This window comes from Streptomyces sp. NPDC030798 (assembly GCF_055572275.1).
Genome location: NZ_JBVIDR010000026.1, coordinates 21,448 through 36,519, shown reverse-complemented (window position 1 = coordinate 36,519; position 15,072 = coordinate 21,448). Strand labels below are relative to the sequence as shown.

Below are 15,072 nucleotides of genomic sequence, written 5' to 3'. Positions count from 1 at the left end.
TCAGCCACCGGGCATCAGCAGCACCACCCGAAGACCGGCAGTACCACCCGGACCCCTACGCGGCCCGTGCCCGGCGCACCAGCCCCAGGTACCGCTGCCAGTCCCAGTGCGGGCCCGGGTCGGTGTGGTCCGTGCCCGGCACCTCGACGTGGCCGATGATGTGCCCGCGGTCGACCGGGATGCCGTACCGCCCGCATATCGCGGCCGTCAGGCGCGCGGACGACGCGTACATGGCGGCCGTGAAGGAGGAGGCGTCCTCCACGAACCCCTCGTGCTCGATGCCGACGCTCCGCTCGTTGTACTCCCGGTTGCCCGCGTGGAAGGCCACGTCCAGCTCCCGTATCAGCTGGGTGATGCGGCCGTCCCGGCGCACGATGTAGTGCGCGGCCGCCCTGTGCGCGGGGTCCTGGAACGCCTTCACCGCGCTCGCGTAACCGCCCTGGGTGACATGGACGACCACCCGGTCCACCGGATAGTCGGCCGGCCGGTCGGCCCGCCGGTAGTTCGCCACCGACGCCGCCACCCAGCGCGCTCCCCGGAAGTCGACCGCGCCCGCCACCCGCGGCTTCTCCACGTCCGGCAGCCGCCACCACAGCCGGGACAGCTCGTCCCGGGCCAGCACCGCCGTCCCCACGGCCGCCGCGGCACCGCCCACGAGCAGGGCCCGCCGCCCCAGCCGGCGGTCCGCGTCCGCCTCGCTCATATGCCCACCCCCCGGCTCCTCCCCGTCCCGCCCTCTTGATCGCCCTCGTGATCGTGTTCTCGGATCGCCTTCTTCGATCGCCCGCTGTGATCGTCAACGGATGTCCGGCGGCCCGGGTTCCCTGGGCCCCGTACCCTGAAAGGGTTATGACTGAGACCCCGCAGCGCCCCCTCCGCGTCCTCGCCGCCATGTCCGGCGGTGTCGACTCCGCCGTCGCCGCCGCGCGTGCCGCCGAAGCCGGGCACGACGTGACCGGTGTCCACCTCGCGCTCTCCGCGAACCCGCAATCCTTCCGCACCGGCGCCCGGGGCTGCTGCACCATCGAGGACTCGCGCGACGCGCGCCGCGCCGCCGACGTCATCGGCATCCCGTTCTACGTCTGGGACCTCGCCGACCGCTTCCGCGAGGACGTCGTCGAGGACTTCATCGCCGAGTACGAGGCAGGCCGCACCCCCAACCCCTGCCTGCGCTGCAACGAGAAGATCAAGTTCGCGGCGCTGCTGGACAAGGCGCTGGCCCTCGGCTTCGACGCGGTCTGCACCGGTCACTACGCGAAGGTGATCGTGAACGCGGACGGCTCCCGGGAGCTGCACCGCGCCTCCGACATGGCCAAGGACCAGTCGTACGTGCTCGGCGTCCTGGACGACAAGCAGCTCGCCCACGCGATGTTCCCGCTCGGCGACACGGTCACCACCAAGGAGGAGATCCGCGCGGAGGCCGAACGCCGGGGCCTGGCGGTCGCCAAGAAGCCCGACTCGCACGACATCTGCTTCATCGCCGACGGCGACACCCAGGGCTTCCTTGCGCAGCGGCTCGGCAAGGCCGAGGGCGACATCGTCGACGAGTCGGGCGCCAGGCTGGGCACGCACGAGGGGGCGTACGGCTTCACCATCGGCCAGCGCAAGGGCCTGAGGATCGGCACCCCGGCCCCCGACGGCAAGCCGCGCTACGTCCTCGACATCTCCCCGGTGACCAACACGGTCACCGTGGGCCCGGCGGCCTCGCTGGACGTCAGCGCCCTCACCGCGATCAAGCCCCGCTGGTGCGGCTCCGCCCCCACCGGCCCCGGCACCTACACCGCCCAGCTCCGCGCCCACGGCGGCGAGACCGAGGTCACCGCGGAACTCGTCGACGGCACCCTGGAGGTCTCCTTCACCGAGCCGGTCCGCGGCGTCGCCCCCGGTCAGGCGATCGTCCTGTACGACGGCACGCGGGTGGTCGGTTCGGCGACGATCGCGACGACCACACGCGCGACGACGGCGGTCTAGGACCGGCCCGCCGGCGGTCCCGGCCAACCCGGCGGTCCCGGCCAACCCGGCGGTCCCGGCCAACCCGGCGGTCCCGGCCAACCCGGCGGTCTCGACCAACCCGGCGGTCTCGACCAACCCGGCGGTCTCGGCCAACCCGGCGGTCTCGGCCACCCCGACGGTCTCGGCCACCCCTGCGGTCGGCCAACTCGGCGGTCGGCCAACTCTGCGGTCTCGGCCAACTCTGCGGTCTCGGCCAACCCGGCGGCCTCGGTCAACCGTGCAGTCGCGGCCAACCGTGCAGTCCCGCCAACCGCGCGGTCTCGGCCAACCCTGCAGTCCCGGCCAACCGTGCGGTCCGGCCAACCCGGTGTCCCGGCCTGGGTCCCGGCCAGCCAACCCCGCCGTCCCGGCTAACCCCGCTGTCCCGGCTGCCCGGCGAAGAAGTCCGCCAGCACCGGCCCCAGGACGTCCGGCTCCACCATGTGGGTCTGGCCCTCCAGGACGCGGTGGAAGCCCTGCGGCACCCCCCGGGCGACCTCCCGGGCCGCCTCGCGCATCCACTCCGGGCTCGCCCCGCCCGCGACGGACAGCACGGGCACGGAGATCGCGGCCAGCCGCTCCCGGGGCAGCACGCCGTCGCCCATGACCGCGTCGTCGTAGGCCAGACTCGGCGCGACCGACTCCATGCCGGCCCACATCGGGGACTGGCGCGCGCCCCGGATCGTCTCCTCCCCGAGGCCGGTCAGCCGCAGGAACAGCTCCACCGCGTCCCCGCGCCGGTTCTCGGAGAGTGCCTTGTGCAGGTTCTCCGCGTACGCCTGCTTCCCGGCGCCGCCGTCCAGGAAGTCGGCGAACGGCACCTCGTACACCGCGGCCTGACGGACCGGCAGCCCGCTCGCCGCCGCCTCGAGCACCAGGGCGCCGCCCGAGGAGACCCCGAAGAGGCCCGACGCGCCGCCCACCGCGTCGATCAGCGCGGCCAGGTCCTCGACCTCGCGCGCCACCGCGTACGGCGCCGTGTCACCGCTCTCGCCGCGGCCCCGGCGGTCGTAGACGACGGCCGTGCAGCGGTCCGCGAGCCGGTGCGCCAGGGGCGCCACGGTGCCGCCGGTGGACATCGCGCCGCTCACCAGGATGACCGTCGGCCCCTGGCCGATCACTTGGTACGCGAGGGACGTGCCGTCGCGGGAAGTCGTCTTCTTGTCCATGCCCGTGCAGACTGCCGCACGGCACGGGACTCATCGGTCGCGACACGTCGGTCTCGCGCAAGGTCAGGCCACTTCGACCTCGTAGAAGCACAGGTGGTCCTTGATCTGCGCCACGTCCGGCTTGGGGTCGGGATACCCCCACGCCAGGTCTGGCGCGTCCGGCAGCGACCAGTAGGAAGCGGTGCCCTTGAAGGGGCAGACGGTGTGGGTCTCGGAAAGGGTCAGGAGGTCGAGGCGGACGTCCTCGGCGGGGATGTAGTACCGCACCGGACAGCCGGTCTCGCGCAGCAGAAGGGCACGGTCGCTCTCCGCGAGCACCTGGCCGCCGTGCACCACGCGCACGTGCCGCGCACCCTGTTCGATGGTGATCGTGTGTCCATGGGCCATACCGGATGAGCACCGCCGGGTCCGCGCTTGTTCCCGCGTACGGTGGGGGGCATGAACATCTGCGTCTTCCTGTCCGCCGCCGACCTCGACGAGCGCTACACGCGCCCCGCGCGCGAGTTCGCGGAACTGCTCGGCAAGGGCGGCCACACGCTGGTCTGGGGCGGCTCCAACGTCGGTCTGATGAAGGTCGTCGCCGACGGCGTGCAGGAGGCGGGCGGCCGGCTGCTGGGCGTCTCCGTGGAGTTCCTCGCCAACAAGGCGCGGCCGGGTGCCGACGAGATGGTCATCGCCGCCGACCTCGCCGAGCGCAAGAAGCTGCTGCTGGAGAAGGCCGACGCCGTGGTGATCATGGTGGGCGGCACGGGGACGCTGGACGAGGCCACCGAGATCCTGGAGCTGAAGAAGCACGGCCGCACCGAGAAGCCGGTCGTCCTGCTCAACACCGCCGGTTTCTACGACGGCCTCCAGGAGCAGTTCCGCCGCATGGAGGACGAGGGCTTCCTGCCCCGCCCGCTGTCCGACCTGGTGTTCTTCGCCGAGGAGCCGATCGGGGCACTGGCCTACCTGGAGGAGTCGGCGGGCACCCGCTGATGCGAGCATGGCGGGCATGGCTACTCATGTGATCACCGGGGCCGGTTCCGGCATCGGCGCCGCCGTCGCCCGCCGTCTGCACGCGCGCGGGGACGATCTCGTGCTCCACGCGCGCGACGCGGGCCGGGCGAAGGAACTGGCCGCCGAGTTCCCCGGGGCGCGCACCCTGGTCGGCGACCTCGCCGACCCCGACAAGCTGTCCTGGGCGTTCTCCCACCAGACGCTCCCGGACCGCGTCGACTCGCTCCTGCACATCGCCGGAGTCGTGGACCTCGGCGCGGTCGGCGACCTCACCCCGAAGTCCTGGCGCCACCAGCTCAACGTCAACCTCATCGCCCCCGCCGAGCTGACCCGGCACTTCCTGCCCCAGCTGCGCGCGGCCCGCGGCCATGTGATCTTCGTCAACTCCGGCGCCGGCCTGAACGCCCACGCCGGCTGGTCCGCGTACGCCGCCTCCAAGCACGGCCTGAAGGCCCTCGCCGACTCCCTGCGCCAGGAGGAGCACGCGGCCGGCGTCCGTGTCACCTCCGTCTACCCCGGCCGCACGGCCAGCCCCATGCAGGCCAAGGTCCACCAGCAGGAGGGCAAGGAGTACGACGCCTCCCGGTGGATCGACCCCGAGTCGGTGGCGACGACGATCCTGACGGCACTGGACCTCCCGAGAGACGCGGAGATCAACGACCTGACGGTACGTCCGGGCCGCTGACCGTGCGGTGCCCGGGGCCGTACGGCATACCCTGCCGGGGTGAGTGAGAACAGCCAGTTCAGCTTTCCGGCGGCCACCGGCGTCGGTTCCCTGCCCGGCGGCGACGCCAGGGAGGCCGCCAAGACCGCGACCGGCAGCTTCGAGGACTTCCCGTTCCTGCCCGAGCTCCCCGCCCGCGGCCCCGGCGCCGACATGATCGGCCGCACCGCCGGCCTGCTCGTCGAGCTGTACGCGCGCGTGGAGCCCAGCGGCTGGCGGATCGGGGACCGGCCGGGCCGGGACACCAAGCGGGCCCGGTCCTGGCTGGGGGAGGACCTCGACTCCCTGGAGGAGTTCACCCAGGGCTACGAGGGCGACCTGAAGGTGCAGGCGGTCGGCCCGTGGACCCTGGCCGCCGCCCTGGAGCTGAAGAACGGCGAGGCCGCGCTGTCGGACCCCGGTGCCTGCCGCGACCTCGCCGCCTCGCTGGCGGAGGGGCTGCGGCTGCACCTGGCCGAGGTGCGCCGCCGCGTCCCGGGCGCCCGGCTCGTGCTGCAGCTCGACGAGCCCTCCCTCACCTCCGTCCTGCGCGGGCAGGTCAGGACCGCCAGCGGCTACCGCACCCACCGGGCCGTGGACCGGCAGGTCGTCGAGGCCACGCTCCGGGACGTGATCGGGGCGCACGGCGGTGGACCCGTCGTGGTCCATTCCTGCGCGCCCGACGTCCCCTTCGCGCTGCTGCGCCGGGCGGGTGCGTCGGCCATCTCCTTCGACTTCTCGCTGCTCACCGAGCGTGACGACGACATGATCGGCGAGGCCGTGGAGGCCGGGACCCGGCTGTTCGCCGGTGTCGTCCCGGGCACGGACGGCCCATTGTCAGACCCTGCCGGTAGCGTCATGGGTGTCAGGACGCTGTGGCGCAGGCTGGGGCTGCGTCCCGGGCTGCTCGCGGAGGCGGTCACGGTGACTCCGGCGTGCGGTCTCGCGGGCGCTTCCCCCGTCTACGCGCGCCAGGTGCTCGCCCACTGCGTCCGGGCGGCGAGATCCCTCGCGGACAACCCAGAGTAACGGGAGGAACACGGTGGCCGGCGACAAGCAGCAGGCTCAGACGGCAGTGCCCGCCGAGGCACGGGACAGGCACGCGCAGCTCGCTGAGCAGATCGAGGAGCACCGCTTCCGGTACTACGTGAAGGACGCTCCGGTCATCAGCGACGCGGAGTTCGACAAGCTCCTGAAGACGCTGGAGGCTCTGGAGGCGGAGTACCCGGAGCTGCGCACCCCGGACTCGCCCACCCAGAAGGTGGCGGGGTCGTACGCGACCGAGTTCACCGCGGTCGAGCACCACCAGCGCATGCTCTCGCTCGACAACACCTTCAACGACGACGAACTCGCCGCCTGGACCGACCGCATCGCCAAGGAGCTGGGCGAGCAGACGTACCACTTCCTGTGCGAGCTGAAGGTCGACGGCCTCGCGGTCAACCTCACCTACGAGCGCGGCCGCCTCACGCGCGCGGCCACGCGGGGCGACGGCCGCACCGGCGAGGACATCACTCCCAACGTGCGGACGATCGCGGAGATCCCGGACCGCCTCAAGGGCGACGAGGTGCCCGACCTCGTGGAGATCCGCGGCGAGGTCTACTTCCCGATGGAGAAGTTCCTCGAGCTCAACGAGCGCCTGGTCGCCGCCGGGGACAAGCCCTTCGCCAACCCGCGCAACGCCGCCGCCGGTTCGCTGCGCCAGAAGGATCCCCGCGTCACCGCCACCCGCCCGCTGCACATGGTGGTCCACGGCATCGGTGCCCTGGAGGGCTTCACGGGCATGACCCGCCTGTCCCAGGCCTACGACCTGCTCAAGACCTGGGGCCTGCCCACCTCCCGGCACAACCGGGTGGTCGACGACCTCGACGGCGTACGGAAGTTCATCGCCCACTACGGCGAGAACCGCCACTCCGTGGAGCACGAGATCGACGGCGTGGTCGTCAAGCTGGACGAGATCCGCCTCCAGGGCCGCCTCGGCTCCACCGCGCGGGCGCCGCGCTGGGCGATCGCGTACAAGTACGCGCCGGAGGAGGTCAACACCAAGCTCATCGACATCAAGGTGGGTGTCGGCCGCACCGGCCGGGTCACACCGTACGCGCAGGTGGAGCCGGTCACCGTCGCGGGCAGCGAGGTGGAGTTCGCCACCCTGCACAACCAGGAGGTCGTCAAGGCCAAGGGCGTGCTCATCGGCGACACCGTGGTGATCCGCAAGGCGGGTGACGTCATCCCGGAGATCCTCGGCGCCGTGGTCGACCTGCGGGACGGCAGCGAGCAGGAGTTCGTGATGCCCGGCGCGTGCCCGGAGTGCGGCACGCCGCTGCGGCCCATGAAGGAGGGCGACATCGACCTGCGCTGCCCCAACGCCCGCACCTGTCCGGCCCAGTTGCGCGAGCGCGTGTCCTACCTGGCGGGCCGTGAGTGCCTGGACATCGAGCACTTCGGAGGGGTGGCCGCGGCCGCGCTGACCCGCCCGCTGGAGCCCACCGACCCGCCACTGGTCGACGAGGGCGACCTGTTCGACCTGACGGTGGAGAAGCTGCTGCCGATCAAGGCCTATGTCCTCGACCCGGACAGCGGCCTGCCCAAGCGGGACCCGAAGACGGGCGAGGAGAAGGTCGTCACGGTCTTCGCCAACCAGAAGGGCGAGCCGAAGAAGAACACCCTGGCCCTGCTGGAGAACATCAAGGCGGCCAAGCAGCGGCCGCTCGCCCGGTTCCTCAACGGGCTCTCCATCCGGCACGTCGGACCGGTGGCCGCGCAGGCCCTCGCGCGCGAGTTCCGCTCCATCGACCGCATCGAACAGGCGACCGAGCAGGAGCTGGCGGCCACCGACGGCGTCGGACCGATCATCGCCGCCGCGCTCAAGGAGTGGTTCGCCGAGGACTGGCACCGCGAGATCGTCCGCAAGTGGAAGGCGGCCGGAGTGCCGCTGGAGGACCAGTCGTCCGGCGAGGACGAGGGGCCCCGCCCGCTCGAGGGGCTCACCGTCGTCGTCACCGGCACCCTGGAGAACCACACCCGGGACGGCGCCAAGGAGGCACTGCAGAGCCGTGGTGCGAAGGTGACCGGTTCGGTGTCGAAGAAGACCTCGTTCGTCGTCGTCGGCGACAACCCCGGATCGAAGTACGACAAGGCCATGCAGCTCAAGGTGCCGGTTCTGAACGAGGACGGATTCGGCGTCCTGTTGGAGCAGGGCCCCGAGGCGGCGGCCGAAGTCGCGCTTCCGACCGGGGAGTAGCGGTTGAAGGCCACCCGATCGGCGCATATCAGTTGCATACGGGTGGCCCGGGCGCATTCGGGCAACCGTCGACGACCGCTGCCCGAGGAAGCCTTCCGCGGCCTACTGTTGAGATGTGCGCCTGCCGTGCCCAGCTGCGGTTGGGGCATCCTCCTGCCCGCCAGGGGCACGGGGAAGGGTTCTTCGACGCGGAGCCGCTGATGGTTGTCGGGCATCGGGCCGCGTGGCGTGGGCACCGCCGGCTGTGAGAGGGACGGGAATGGAACCGACCGAGAGCGCCGCCCCGGACTCATGGCTGCGCCTGCGCCGCCGTGCGGGCGCGTGGCGGGGGAGCCGGTGGACGGGGCGCGGCACCGAGCGCCCCGGTGCCCGGGCGCGCCCGGGCACCGCCCCCGACGCACCCGTCACCCTCCCCCTGGCCATCGAGCCCGCCCCCGCCCTGCCCGGCGGCGACGCCGAACGGCACCTGTCCTGGCCCGCACGCCCCCTGGCCGCAGTGGCCGGCGCCGCGCTCGCCCTGGGCGCGGGCCTGTACCGCGCCGTCAGCGGCAACCACGCCCTCTTCCCGTGCGGCACGCTCGGCTGGTCGCTGGCCCTGCTCACCGGCATCATCGTCGGCCACCTCGTGATGCTCGGCCGCGCCCGCTGGTGGGGCGGCACCGGCTCCGGCGCGGCCCTCACCCTCGCCGTCCTGCTGCTCTACGGCTGGGTGGCCGCCGGGATGGTCAGCCTCACCGTCGTCGTCCTGGTCGGCGTCGCCCGGCGGCACCGCTGGCGGCAGGGCGTGCTGCACGGCGCGGTCGACATCCTCGGCATCAGCGCCGGCGCGCTGGTGCTCGGTTCCTTCGGGCGCGTCCCCACCGTCGAAGAACCCTGGCGGCCGGACAGCTGGAGCATCGCCAGCGTGCCCGAGGTGGTGCTGGTCGCCGGCGCCTACCTCGCGGTCAGCCGGGGCCTGTTGTGGTACCTGCACGCCCCGCGCGGCGCCGGGTTGTCCGCCGTCACCCGCGCCGCCGTGGTCAGACAGGGCCTGGTCGCCGTGGCGCTGCTCGGCATCGCGCCGCTGGTGTGCGTGGTCGCCGACGCCCAGCCCATCCTGCTGCCGCTGTTCGCGATCCCGCTGATCGCCCTCGACTCCACCCTGTGGATGGCCCGCGCCCGCGCCGAGGAGCAGCTGCGCGACCCGCTGACCGGACTGCCCAACCGGCAGTGGCTGCTGGAGCGGATCTGGACCGCCCTCGACGACGCCGAGCGCATCGGCGCCCGCGCCGCCCTCATGCTGATCGACCTCGACCGGTTCCGGTCGGTGAACGACACCCTCGGCCATCTCGCCGGTGACCGGCTGCTGCTCCAGATCGCCGAGCGGCTGCGGCTCGCCCTGCCGCGCGGTGCGGAGGCGGCCCGGCTCGGCGGGGACGAGTTCGCGGTCTTACTGCCCGTCGCCGACTCCACCACGTCGGCGACCCGGGTCGCGCGCGGTCTCGTCGCGGCCCTCAGCTCCCCGCTCGACCTCGACGGGCTCACCCTCGTCCTGGAGGCCAGCGCGGGCGTCGCCGTCTTCCCCGACCACGCCCTGGACGCCGAGGGGCTGCTGCGCCGGGCGGACGTCGCGATGTACCAGGCGAAGCGGGACCGCACGGGCGTGGAGGTCTACGAGTCCAAGCGGGACTCCAACACCCCCGACCGGCTGGGCCTGCTGGGTGATCTGCGCCGGGCGCTGGACGCGCACGAGGTCGAGCTGCACTACCAGCCCAAGGTCCGCTTCGACGGCCAGGTCGCCGGGCTCGAGGCGCTGGTCCGCTGGGTGCATCCCGAGCGCGGGAAGGTGCCGCCGGACGAGTTCATAGCGATAGCCGAGTCGTCGGGGCTGATGCCCCATCTGACGGAGTACGTGCTGGAGACGGCGCTCGGCCAGGTCGCCCGGTGGCGGGCACAGGGGCTGCGGGTGCCGGTGGCGGTCAACGTCTCCCCGCGTGACGTGCACACCCCCGGTTTCGCCGGGTCGGTCGCGGCCCGGCTGGCCCGGCACGGGGTTCCCGCGGGGGCGCTGCAGCTGGAGATCACCGAGCACGTCCTCCTCGAGGATCCCCAGCGGGCCGCGGACACCCTGGCGGGTCTGACCGGGCACGGCGTGAAGATGTCCCTGGACGACTTCGGCACGGGGTACTCCTCGCTGGTGCATCTGCGCCGGCTGCCCGTCAGCGAGCTGAAGATCGACCGGTCCTTCGTGGCGCGGCTGGCCGTGGACGCCGAGGACGCGGAGATCGTGCGCTGCACCGTCGACCTGGCCCACTCCCTGGGGCTGCTCGTCGTCGCCGAGGGCGTGGAGGACGACGAGACCTGGGAGCGGCTGCGGGACCTCGGCTGCGACGCCGTGCAGGGCTGGCTGGTCGCCGCCGCGATGCCACCGGACGAGACGACGGCCTGGCTGCTGGCCCGCGGCTCACGCGGCTGGCAGCGCCCTCGCGCCGCCCTCCCCGCCGCCGAGTGACCTCTCCCGCCCCTGCTCGCCCGGCGCAGCCGTGACCGCTCGGCTCACCGCGCCCACCCTGAAGCGGCCGATCAGCAGCTTCGGCCCGGCCCCGGCGCCGGCTGCGGCGCCCCGGCCGACCTGCCCGGCGACGCGGGCGCCCACCTGTCCGTCATGGGCCTGGGGACGGCACGTCGGTCCTGCCGGGCCCGGCCCTGCTCGCCTTCGCCGGCGCACGGGCCGAGACCCGGGATCCACTTCGCCACCGCGATCGTTGTACTGATCGGCGCCGGACGATCTTCGCCGTCCGACGCCTCGAGAAGGGGGATGACCATGTCGCTGTTCGTACCGAAGTTCGACGAGACCGTCCTGGTCCGTGACGCCGAGGCCGAGGTGGTCGGCGGCGACCCGGTCGCCGTCCGGCTGCTGGCCGACAGCAGCGCCAGCGGCGGCGCGCTGTCCACCGTGCGCGTGACCCTCGCGGAGGGCGCCGACGGAGCCCGCCCGCACGTGCACCACCACTCCGCCGAGATGTTCTACCTGCTCGACGGCGCCGCCGAGGTCCTCTCCGGCGACGACGTCGTCACCGCCGGGCCCGGCGACCTGATCATCGTCCCGCCGGACCGCCCGCACGCCTTCGCCGCCGCCCCCGGCGCCACCGCCGACCTGCTCATCGTCATCACCCCGGGCGTCGAGCGCTTCGAGTACTTCCGCCACCTCCAGCGCATCCGCCTGGGCGAGCTCACCCCAGAGAGCCTGCTGGAGGTCCAGGAGCGGTACGACAACCACTTCCTGAGAAGCGCGGCCTGGGACGGACGGCACTGATCCGTTTCACGGGCACGGCCCCCCGCCCCATAGGATTGGCGCCAAACCACACACACTCACCCCAGAGGATCGCTGCATGCCTGGCATCACGCGCGAGGAGGTCGCCCACCTCGCCCGGCTGGCGCGTCTGGAGCTGAAGCCCGAAGAACTCGACCACTTCGCAGGCCAGCTGGACGACATCATCGGCGCGGTCGCCCGCGTCAGCGAGGTCGCCGACCAAGACGTACCGCCGACCTCGCACCCGCTCCCGCTGACGAACGTCATGCGGCCGGACGAGGTCCGTCCCTCGCTCACCCCCGAGCAGGCGCTCTCCGGCGCCCCGGCCCAGGAGCAGCAGCGTTTCAAGGTGCCGCAGATCCTGGGGGAGGAGTGACCACCATGACGGACAGCAACATCATCAAGCTCACGGCCGCACAGATCGCCGAGCGGATCGCCTCCGGCGAGCTCACGGCCGTCGAGGTCACCGAGGCCCACCTCGCCCGCATCGAGGCCGTCGACGAGAAGGTGCACGCCTTCCTGCACGTCGACCGCGAGGGCGCCCTCGCCCAGGCCCGCGCCGTGGACGCCAAGCGCGAGCGCGGCGAGAAGCTCGGCCCGCTGGCCGGCGTCCCGCTCGCGCTCAAGGACATCTTCACCACCGAGGGCGTGCCCACGACCGTCGGCTCGAAGATCCTCGAGGGCTGGATCCCGCCGTACGACGCGACGCTCACCAAGCGGCTGAAGGCCGCCGACGTCGTCATCCTCGGCAAGACCAACATGGACGAGTTCGCCATGGGCTCGTCCACGGAGAACAGCGCCTACGGGCCGACCGGCAACCCCTGGGACCTCACCAAGATCCCCGGCGGCTCCGGCGGCGGCTCCTCCGCCGCGCTCGCCTCCTTCCAGGCGCCGCTCGCCATCGGCACCGACACCGGCGGCTCCATCCGCCAGCCGGCCGCCGTCACCGGCACGGTCGGTGTGAAGCCGACGTACGGCGCGGTGTCCCGGTACGGCATGGTCGCCTTCTCCAGCTCGCTCGACCAGGGCGGCCCCTGTGCCCGCACGGTCCTGGACGCGGCCCTGCTGCACGAGGTCATCGCCGGCCACGACCCGATGGACTCCACCTCCATCGACGCCCCCGTCCCGCCGGTGGTCGAGGCCGCGCGGAACGGAAGCGTCCAGGGCATGCGGGTCGGCGTGGTCAAGCAGTTCCGCGGCGAGGGCTACCAGGCCGGCGTGATCCAGCGCTTCGACGAGGCGGTCGAGCTGCTCAAGGAGCTGGGCGCCGAGATCGTCGAGCTGGACTGCCCGTCCTTCGACCTCGCGCTGTCGGCGTACTACCTGATCGCGCCGTCCGAGTGCTCCTCCAACCTCGCCCGCTTCGACGGCCTGCGCTATGGCCTGCGCACCGGCGACGACGGCGGCCACTCGGCCGAGGAGGTCACCTCCCTCACCCGTGAGGCGGGCTTCGGCCCCGAGGTCAAGCGCCGCATCATGCTCGGCACGTACGCGCTGAGCTCCGGCTACTACGACGCCTACTACGGCTCCGCGCAGAAGGTCCGCACGCTCATCACGCGCGACTTCGAGAAGGCGTTCGAGCAGGTCGACGTCATCGTGTCCCCGACGACGCCCACCACCGCCTTCGCGATCGGCGAGCGTGCCGACGACCCGATGGCGATGTACCTCGCCGACCTGTGCACGATCCCGACCAACCTGGCGGGCAACGCGGCCATGTCCCTGCCCTGCGGTCTCGCTCCGGAGGACAACCTCCCGGTGGGCCTGCAGATCATCGCCCCGGCGCTCAAGGACGACCGGCTCTACAAGGTCGGCGCCGCGGTCGAGGCCGCCTACGTGGAAAAGTGGGGACACCCGCTGATCGAGGAGGCTCCGTCGCTGTGAGTGCACTGAACAAGGCCAAGGGCTTCAAGAAGTCGAAGTCCGGCACGTACCTGTCGATGGCCGGGACCGCGTTCAGCGCGTTCGGCGTGGCCAAGCAGATCAAGAAGGCGCGCGCCGAGCAGGACACGCTGCGGCTGATCGACGCCACCGTGTCCGCCGTCGCGATCGTCACCGGCCTCGCCATCCTCTACCGCGAGCTGAAGCGGCTGGGCGACGACGACGTCCTGCTGGGCTGAGAGGGAAGTTTTCACCGTGACCACCACGACCGACCTGGTGTCGTACGAGGACGCACTGGCGTCGTACGACCCCGTCATGGGCCTCGAGGTCCATGTCGAACTCGGCACCAGGACCAAGATGTTCTGCGGCTGTTCGACCGCGCTCGGTGCCGAGCCGAACAGCCAGACCTGCCCCGTCTGCCTCGGCCTGCCCGGCGCGCTCCCGGTCGTCAACGCGACCGGCGTCGAGTCGGCGATCAAGATCGGTCTCGCGCTGAACTGCGAGATCGCCGAGTGGTGCCGCTTCGCCCGGAAGAACTACTTCTATCCGGACATGCCGAAGAACTTCCAGACCTCCCAGTACGACGAGCCGATCGCCTTCAACGGCTACCTCGACGTGCAGCTGGAGGACGGCGAGACCTTCCGCGTGGAGATCGAGCGCGCCCACATGGAGGAGGACACCGGCAAGTCGACGCACGTCGGCGGCGCCACCGGCCGTATCCACGGCGCGTCCCACTCCCTGCTGGACTACAACCGCGCGGGCATCCCGCTCATCGAGATCGTCACCAAGCCGATCGTGGGCGCCGGTGAGCGCGCCCCCGAGGTGGCGAAGGCGTACGTCCGTGAGCTGCGCGAGGTCATCCGGGCCCTCGGCGTGTCCGAGGCCCGCATGGAGATGGGCCAGATGCGCTGCGACGTCAACCTGTCGCTGATGCCCAAGGGCAGCGACAAGTTCGGCACGCGCTCGGAGACCAAGAACGTCAACTCGCTGCGGTCCGTGGAGCGCGCGGCCCGCTTCGAGATCCAGCGGCACGCGGCCGTGCTGTCCTCCGGCGGCACGATCGTGCAGGAGACCCGCCACTTCCACGAGGACACCGGGTCGACGACCTCGGGCCGCGTGAAGGAGGAGGCCGAGGACTACCGGTACTTCCCGGAGCCCGACCTCGTCCCGGTGGCCCCCTCCCGCGCGTGGGTCGAGGAGATCCGGGCCGCGCTGCCCGAGCTGCCGCTGGCCCGCCGCACCCGGCTGCTCGCCGAGTGGGGCATCTCGGCCACCGACATGCAGGCGATCCTCAACGCCGGCGCGCTGGACCCGATCGTCGCCACGATCGACGCCGGCGCCGACGCGGCCTCCGCCCGCAAGTGGTGGATGGGCGAACTGGCGCGCAGCGCCAACGAGTCGGGCAAGGCCCTGGACGAGCTGCCGATCACGCCGCAGCAGGTCGCCCGGGTCACCGAGCTGGTCACCAAGGGCGACCTGAACGACAAGCTGGCCCGTCAGGTCATCGAGGGCGTCCTCGCGGGCGAGGGCACCCCGGACGAGGTCGTCGACAAGCGCGGCCTGAAGGTCGTCTCCGACGAGGGCGCGCTGACCGCGGCCGTCGACGAGGCCATCGCCGGCAACCCGGGCGTCGCGGACAAGATCCGCGGCGGCAAGGTGGCCGCGGCCGGCGCCCTGGTCGGCGCCGTCATGAAGGCCACGCGCGGCCAGGCCGACGCGGCCCGCGTCAAGGAGCTGATCCTTCAGAAGCTGGGCGTCAGCGAGGGCTGAGCAGGTTCTGCCGTGCGGCCCCGGAGGGATG

Annotated in this window: 14 protein-coding genes; 11 read left to right on the top strand and 3 right to left on the bottom strand. The window is 72.3% G+C overall.

Annotation, left to right across the window (positions count from 1 at the left end; translation table 11 throughout):
- Positions 1-55: 55 nt before the first annotated feature.
- Positions 56-703: an N-acetylmuramoyl-L-alanine amidase gene (locus ACZ404_RS36230; RefSeq protein ID WP_468447542.1), complete on the bottom strand. Its 648-nt coding sequence runs from the start codon at positions 701-703 to the stop codon at positions 56-58.
- 146 nt (positions 704-849) lie between these two features.
- Here ACZ404_RS36230 and mnmA point away from each other — a divergent pair, with 146 nt between their 5' ends.
- Complete coding sequence (gene mnmA, locus ACZ404_RS36225) at positions 850-1,971, top strand: tRNA 2-thiouridine(34) synthase MnmA (protein ID WP_468447540.1); 1,122 nt, start codon at positions 850-852, stop codon at positions 1,969-1,971.
- Between the two features lie 392 nt (positions 1,972-2,363).
- Here mnmA and ACZ404_RS36220 read toward each other — a convergent pair whose 3' ends face one another.
- Together ACZ404_RS36220 and ACZ404_RS36215 are read right to left on the bottom strand one after the other, a co-directional pair.
- Complete coding sequence (locus ACZ404_RS36220) at positions 2,364-3,161, bottom strand: alpha/beta fold hydrolase (RefSeq protein WP_468447538.1); 798 nt, start codon at positions 3,159-3,161, stop codon at positions 2,364-2,366.
- A 63-nt stretch (positions 3,162-3,224) separates the two neighbouring features.
- The gene (locus ACZ404_RS36215; RefSeq protein ID WP_468447537.1) at positions 3,225-3,548 is read right to left on the bottom strand and encodes a DUF427 domain-containing protein; all 324 of its coding nucleotides are present in this window, start codon (positions 3,546-3,548) and stop codon (positions 3,225-3,227) included.
- Between the two features lie 51 nt (positions 3,549-3,599).
- Between ACZ404_RS36215 and ACZ404_RS36210 the strand changes: the two genes are divergently transcribed.
- From ACZ404_RS36210 to gatB, 10 genes are all read left to right on the top strand, one after another.
- Positions 3,600-4,139, top strand: coding sequence for an LOG family protein (locus ACZ404_RS36210; RefSeq protein WP_468447535.1), 540 nt, complete (start codon positions 3,600-3,602; stop codon positions 4,137-4,139).
- Positions 4,140-4,146: 7 nt separating this feature from the next.
- Complete coding sequence (locus tag ACZ404_RS36205; protein WP_468447533.1) at positions 4,147-4,845, top strand: SDR family oxidoreductase; 699 nt, start codon at positions 4,147-4,149, stop codon at positions 4,843-4,845.
- Between the two features lie 39 nt (positions 4,846-4,884).
- Positions 4,885-5,892, top strand: coding sequence for a methionine synthase (locus ACZ404_RS36200; RefSeq protein ID WP_468447531.1), 1,008 nt, complete (start codon positions 4,885-4,887; stop codon positions 5,890-5,892).
- Positions 5,893-5,905: 13 nt separating this feature from the next.
- On the top strand, positions 5,906-8,101 hold the full coding sequence (gene ligA / locus ACZ404_RS36195) for an NAD-dependent DNA ligase LigA (protein WP_468447529.1): 2,196 nt from the start codon (positions 5,906-5,908) through the stop codon (positions 8,099-8,101).
- A 259-nt stretch (positions 8,102-8,360) separates the two neighbouring features.
- On the top strand, positions 8,361-10,592 hold the full coding sequence (locus ACZ404_RS36190; RefSeq protein ID WP_468447527.1) for a putative bifunctional diguanylate cyclase/phosphodiesterase: 2,232 nt from the start codon (positions 8,361-8,363) through the stop codon (positions 10,590-10,592).
- 312 nt (positions 10,593-10,904) lie between these two features.
- Positions 10,905-11,396 carry a cupin domain-containing protein gene (locus tag ACZ404_RS36185; protein WP_468447525.1) on the top strand — a complete coding sequence of 164 codons (492 nt, stop codon included), beginning with the start codon at positions 10,905-10,907 and terminating at the stop codon, positions 11,394-11,396.
- Positions 11,397-11,472: 76 nt separating this feature from the next.
- Complete coding sequence (gene gatC / locus ACZ404_RS36180) at positions 11,473-11,769, top strand: Asp-tRNA(Asn)/Glu-tRNA(Gln) amidotransferase subunit GatC (RefSeq protein ID WP_004925108.1); 297 nt, start codon at positions 11,473-11,475, stop codon at positions 11,767-11,769.
- A 5-nt stretch (positions 11,770-11,774) separates the two neighbouring features.
- The gene (gene gatA / locus ACZ404_RS36175; protein WP_468447522.1) at positions 11,775-13,274 is read left to right on the top strand and encodes an Asp-tRNA(Asn)/Glu-tRNA(Gln) amidotransferase subunit GatA; all 1,500 of its coding nucleotides are present in this window, start codon (positions 11,775-11,777) and stop codon (positions 13,272-13,274) included.
- A complete protein-coding gene (locus tag ACZ404_RS36170) occupies positions 13,271-13,510 on the top strand; it encodes a hypothetical protein (RefSeq protein ID WP_351664495.1) in 240 nt (79 codons plus the stop codon). The genes gatA and ACZ404_RS36170 overlap by 4 nt, the downstream gene beginning before the upstream one ends.
- A 16-nt stretch (positions 13,511-13,526) precedes the next feature.
- Positions 13,527-15,041, top strand: a complete 1,515-nt coding sequence (gatB, locus tag ACZ404_RS36165; RefSeq protein ID WP_468447520.1) for an Asp-tRNA(Asn)/Glu-tRNA(Gln) amidotransferase subunit GatB — start codon at positions 13,527-13,529, stop codon at positions 15,039-15,041.
- The last annotated feature ends 31 nt before the right edge of the window (positions 15,042-15,072 follow it).

What these genes read in the sequence shown, in the direction of transcription:
- ACZ404_RS36210 (WP_468447535.1), top strand. Translation starts at nt 3,600, where the DNA reads ATGAACATCTGCGTCTTCCTGTCCGCCGCCGACCTCGACGAGCGCTAC.
- mnmA (WP_468447540.1), top strand. Translation starts at nt 850, where the DNA reads ATGACTGAGACCCCGCAGCGCCCCCTCCGCGTCCTCGCCGCCATGTCC.
- ACZ404_RS36215 (WP_468447537.1), bottom strand. Translation starts at nt 3,548, where the DNA reads ATGGCCCATGGACACACGATCACCATCGAACAGGGTGCGCGGCACGTG.
- ACZ404_RS36185 (WP_468447525.1), top strand. Translation starts at nt 10,905, where the DNA reads ATGTCGCTGTTCGTACCGAAGTTCGACGAGACCGTCCTGGTCCGTGAC.
- ACZ404_RS36230 (WP_468447542.1), bottom strand. Translation starts at nt 703, where the DNA reads ATGAGCGAGGCGGACGCGGACCGCCGGCTGGGGCGGCGGGCCCTGCTC.
- gatA (WP_468447522.1), top strand. Translation starts at nt 11,775, where the DNA reads ATGACGGACAGCAACATCATCAAGCTCACGGCCGCACAGATCGCCGAG.
- ACZ404_RS36190 (WP_468447527.1), top strand. Translation starts at nt 8,361, where the DNA reads ATGGAACCGACCGAGAGCGCCGCCCCGGACTCATGGCTGCGCCTGCGC.
- gatC (WP_004925108.1), top strand. Translation starts at nt 11,473, where the DNA reads ATGCCTGGCATCACGCGCGAGGAGGTCGCCCACCTCGCCCGGCTGGCG.
- ACZ404_RS36220 (WP_468447538.1), bottom strand. Translation starts at nt 3,161, where the DNA reads ATGGACAAGAAGACGACTTCCCGCGACGGCACGTCCCTCGCGTACCAA.
- ACZ404_RS36205 (WP_468447533.1), top strand. Translation starts at nt 4,147, where the DNA reads ATGGCGGGCATGGCTACTCATGTGATCACCGGGGCCGGTTCCGGCATC.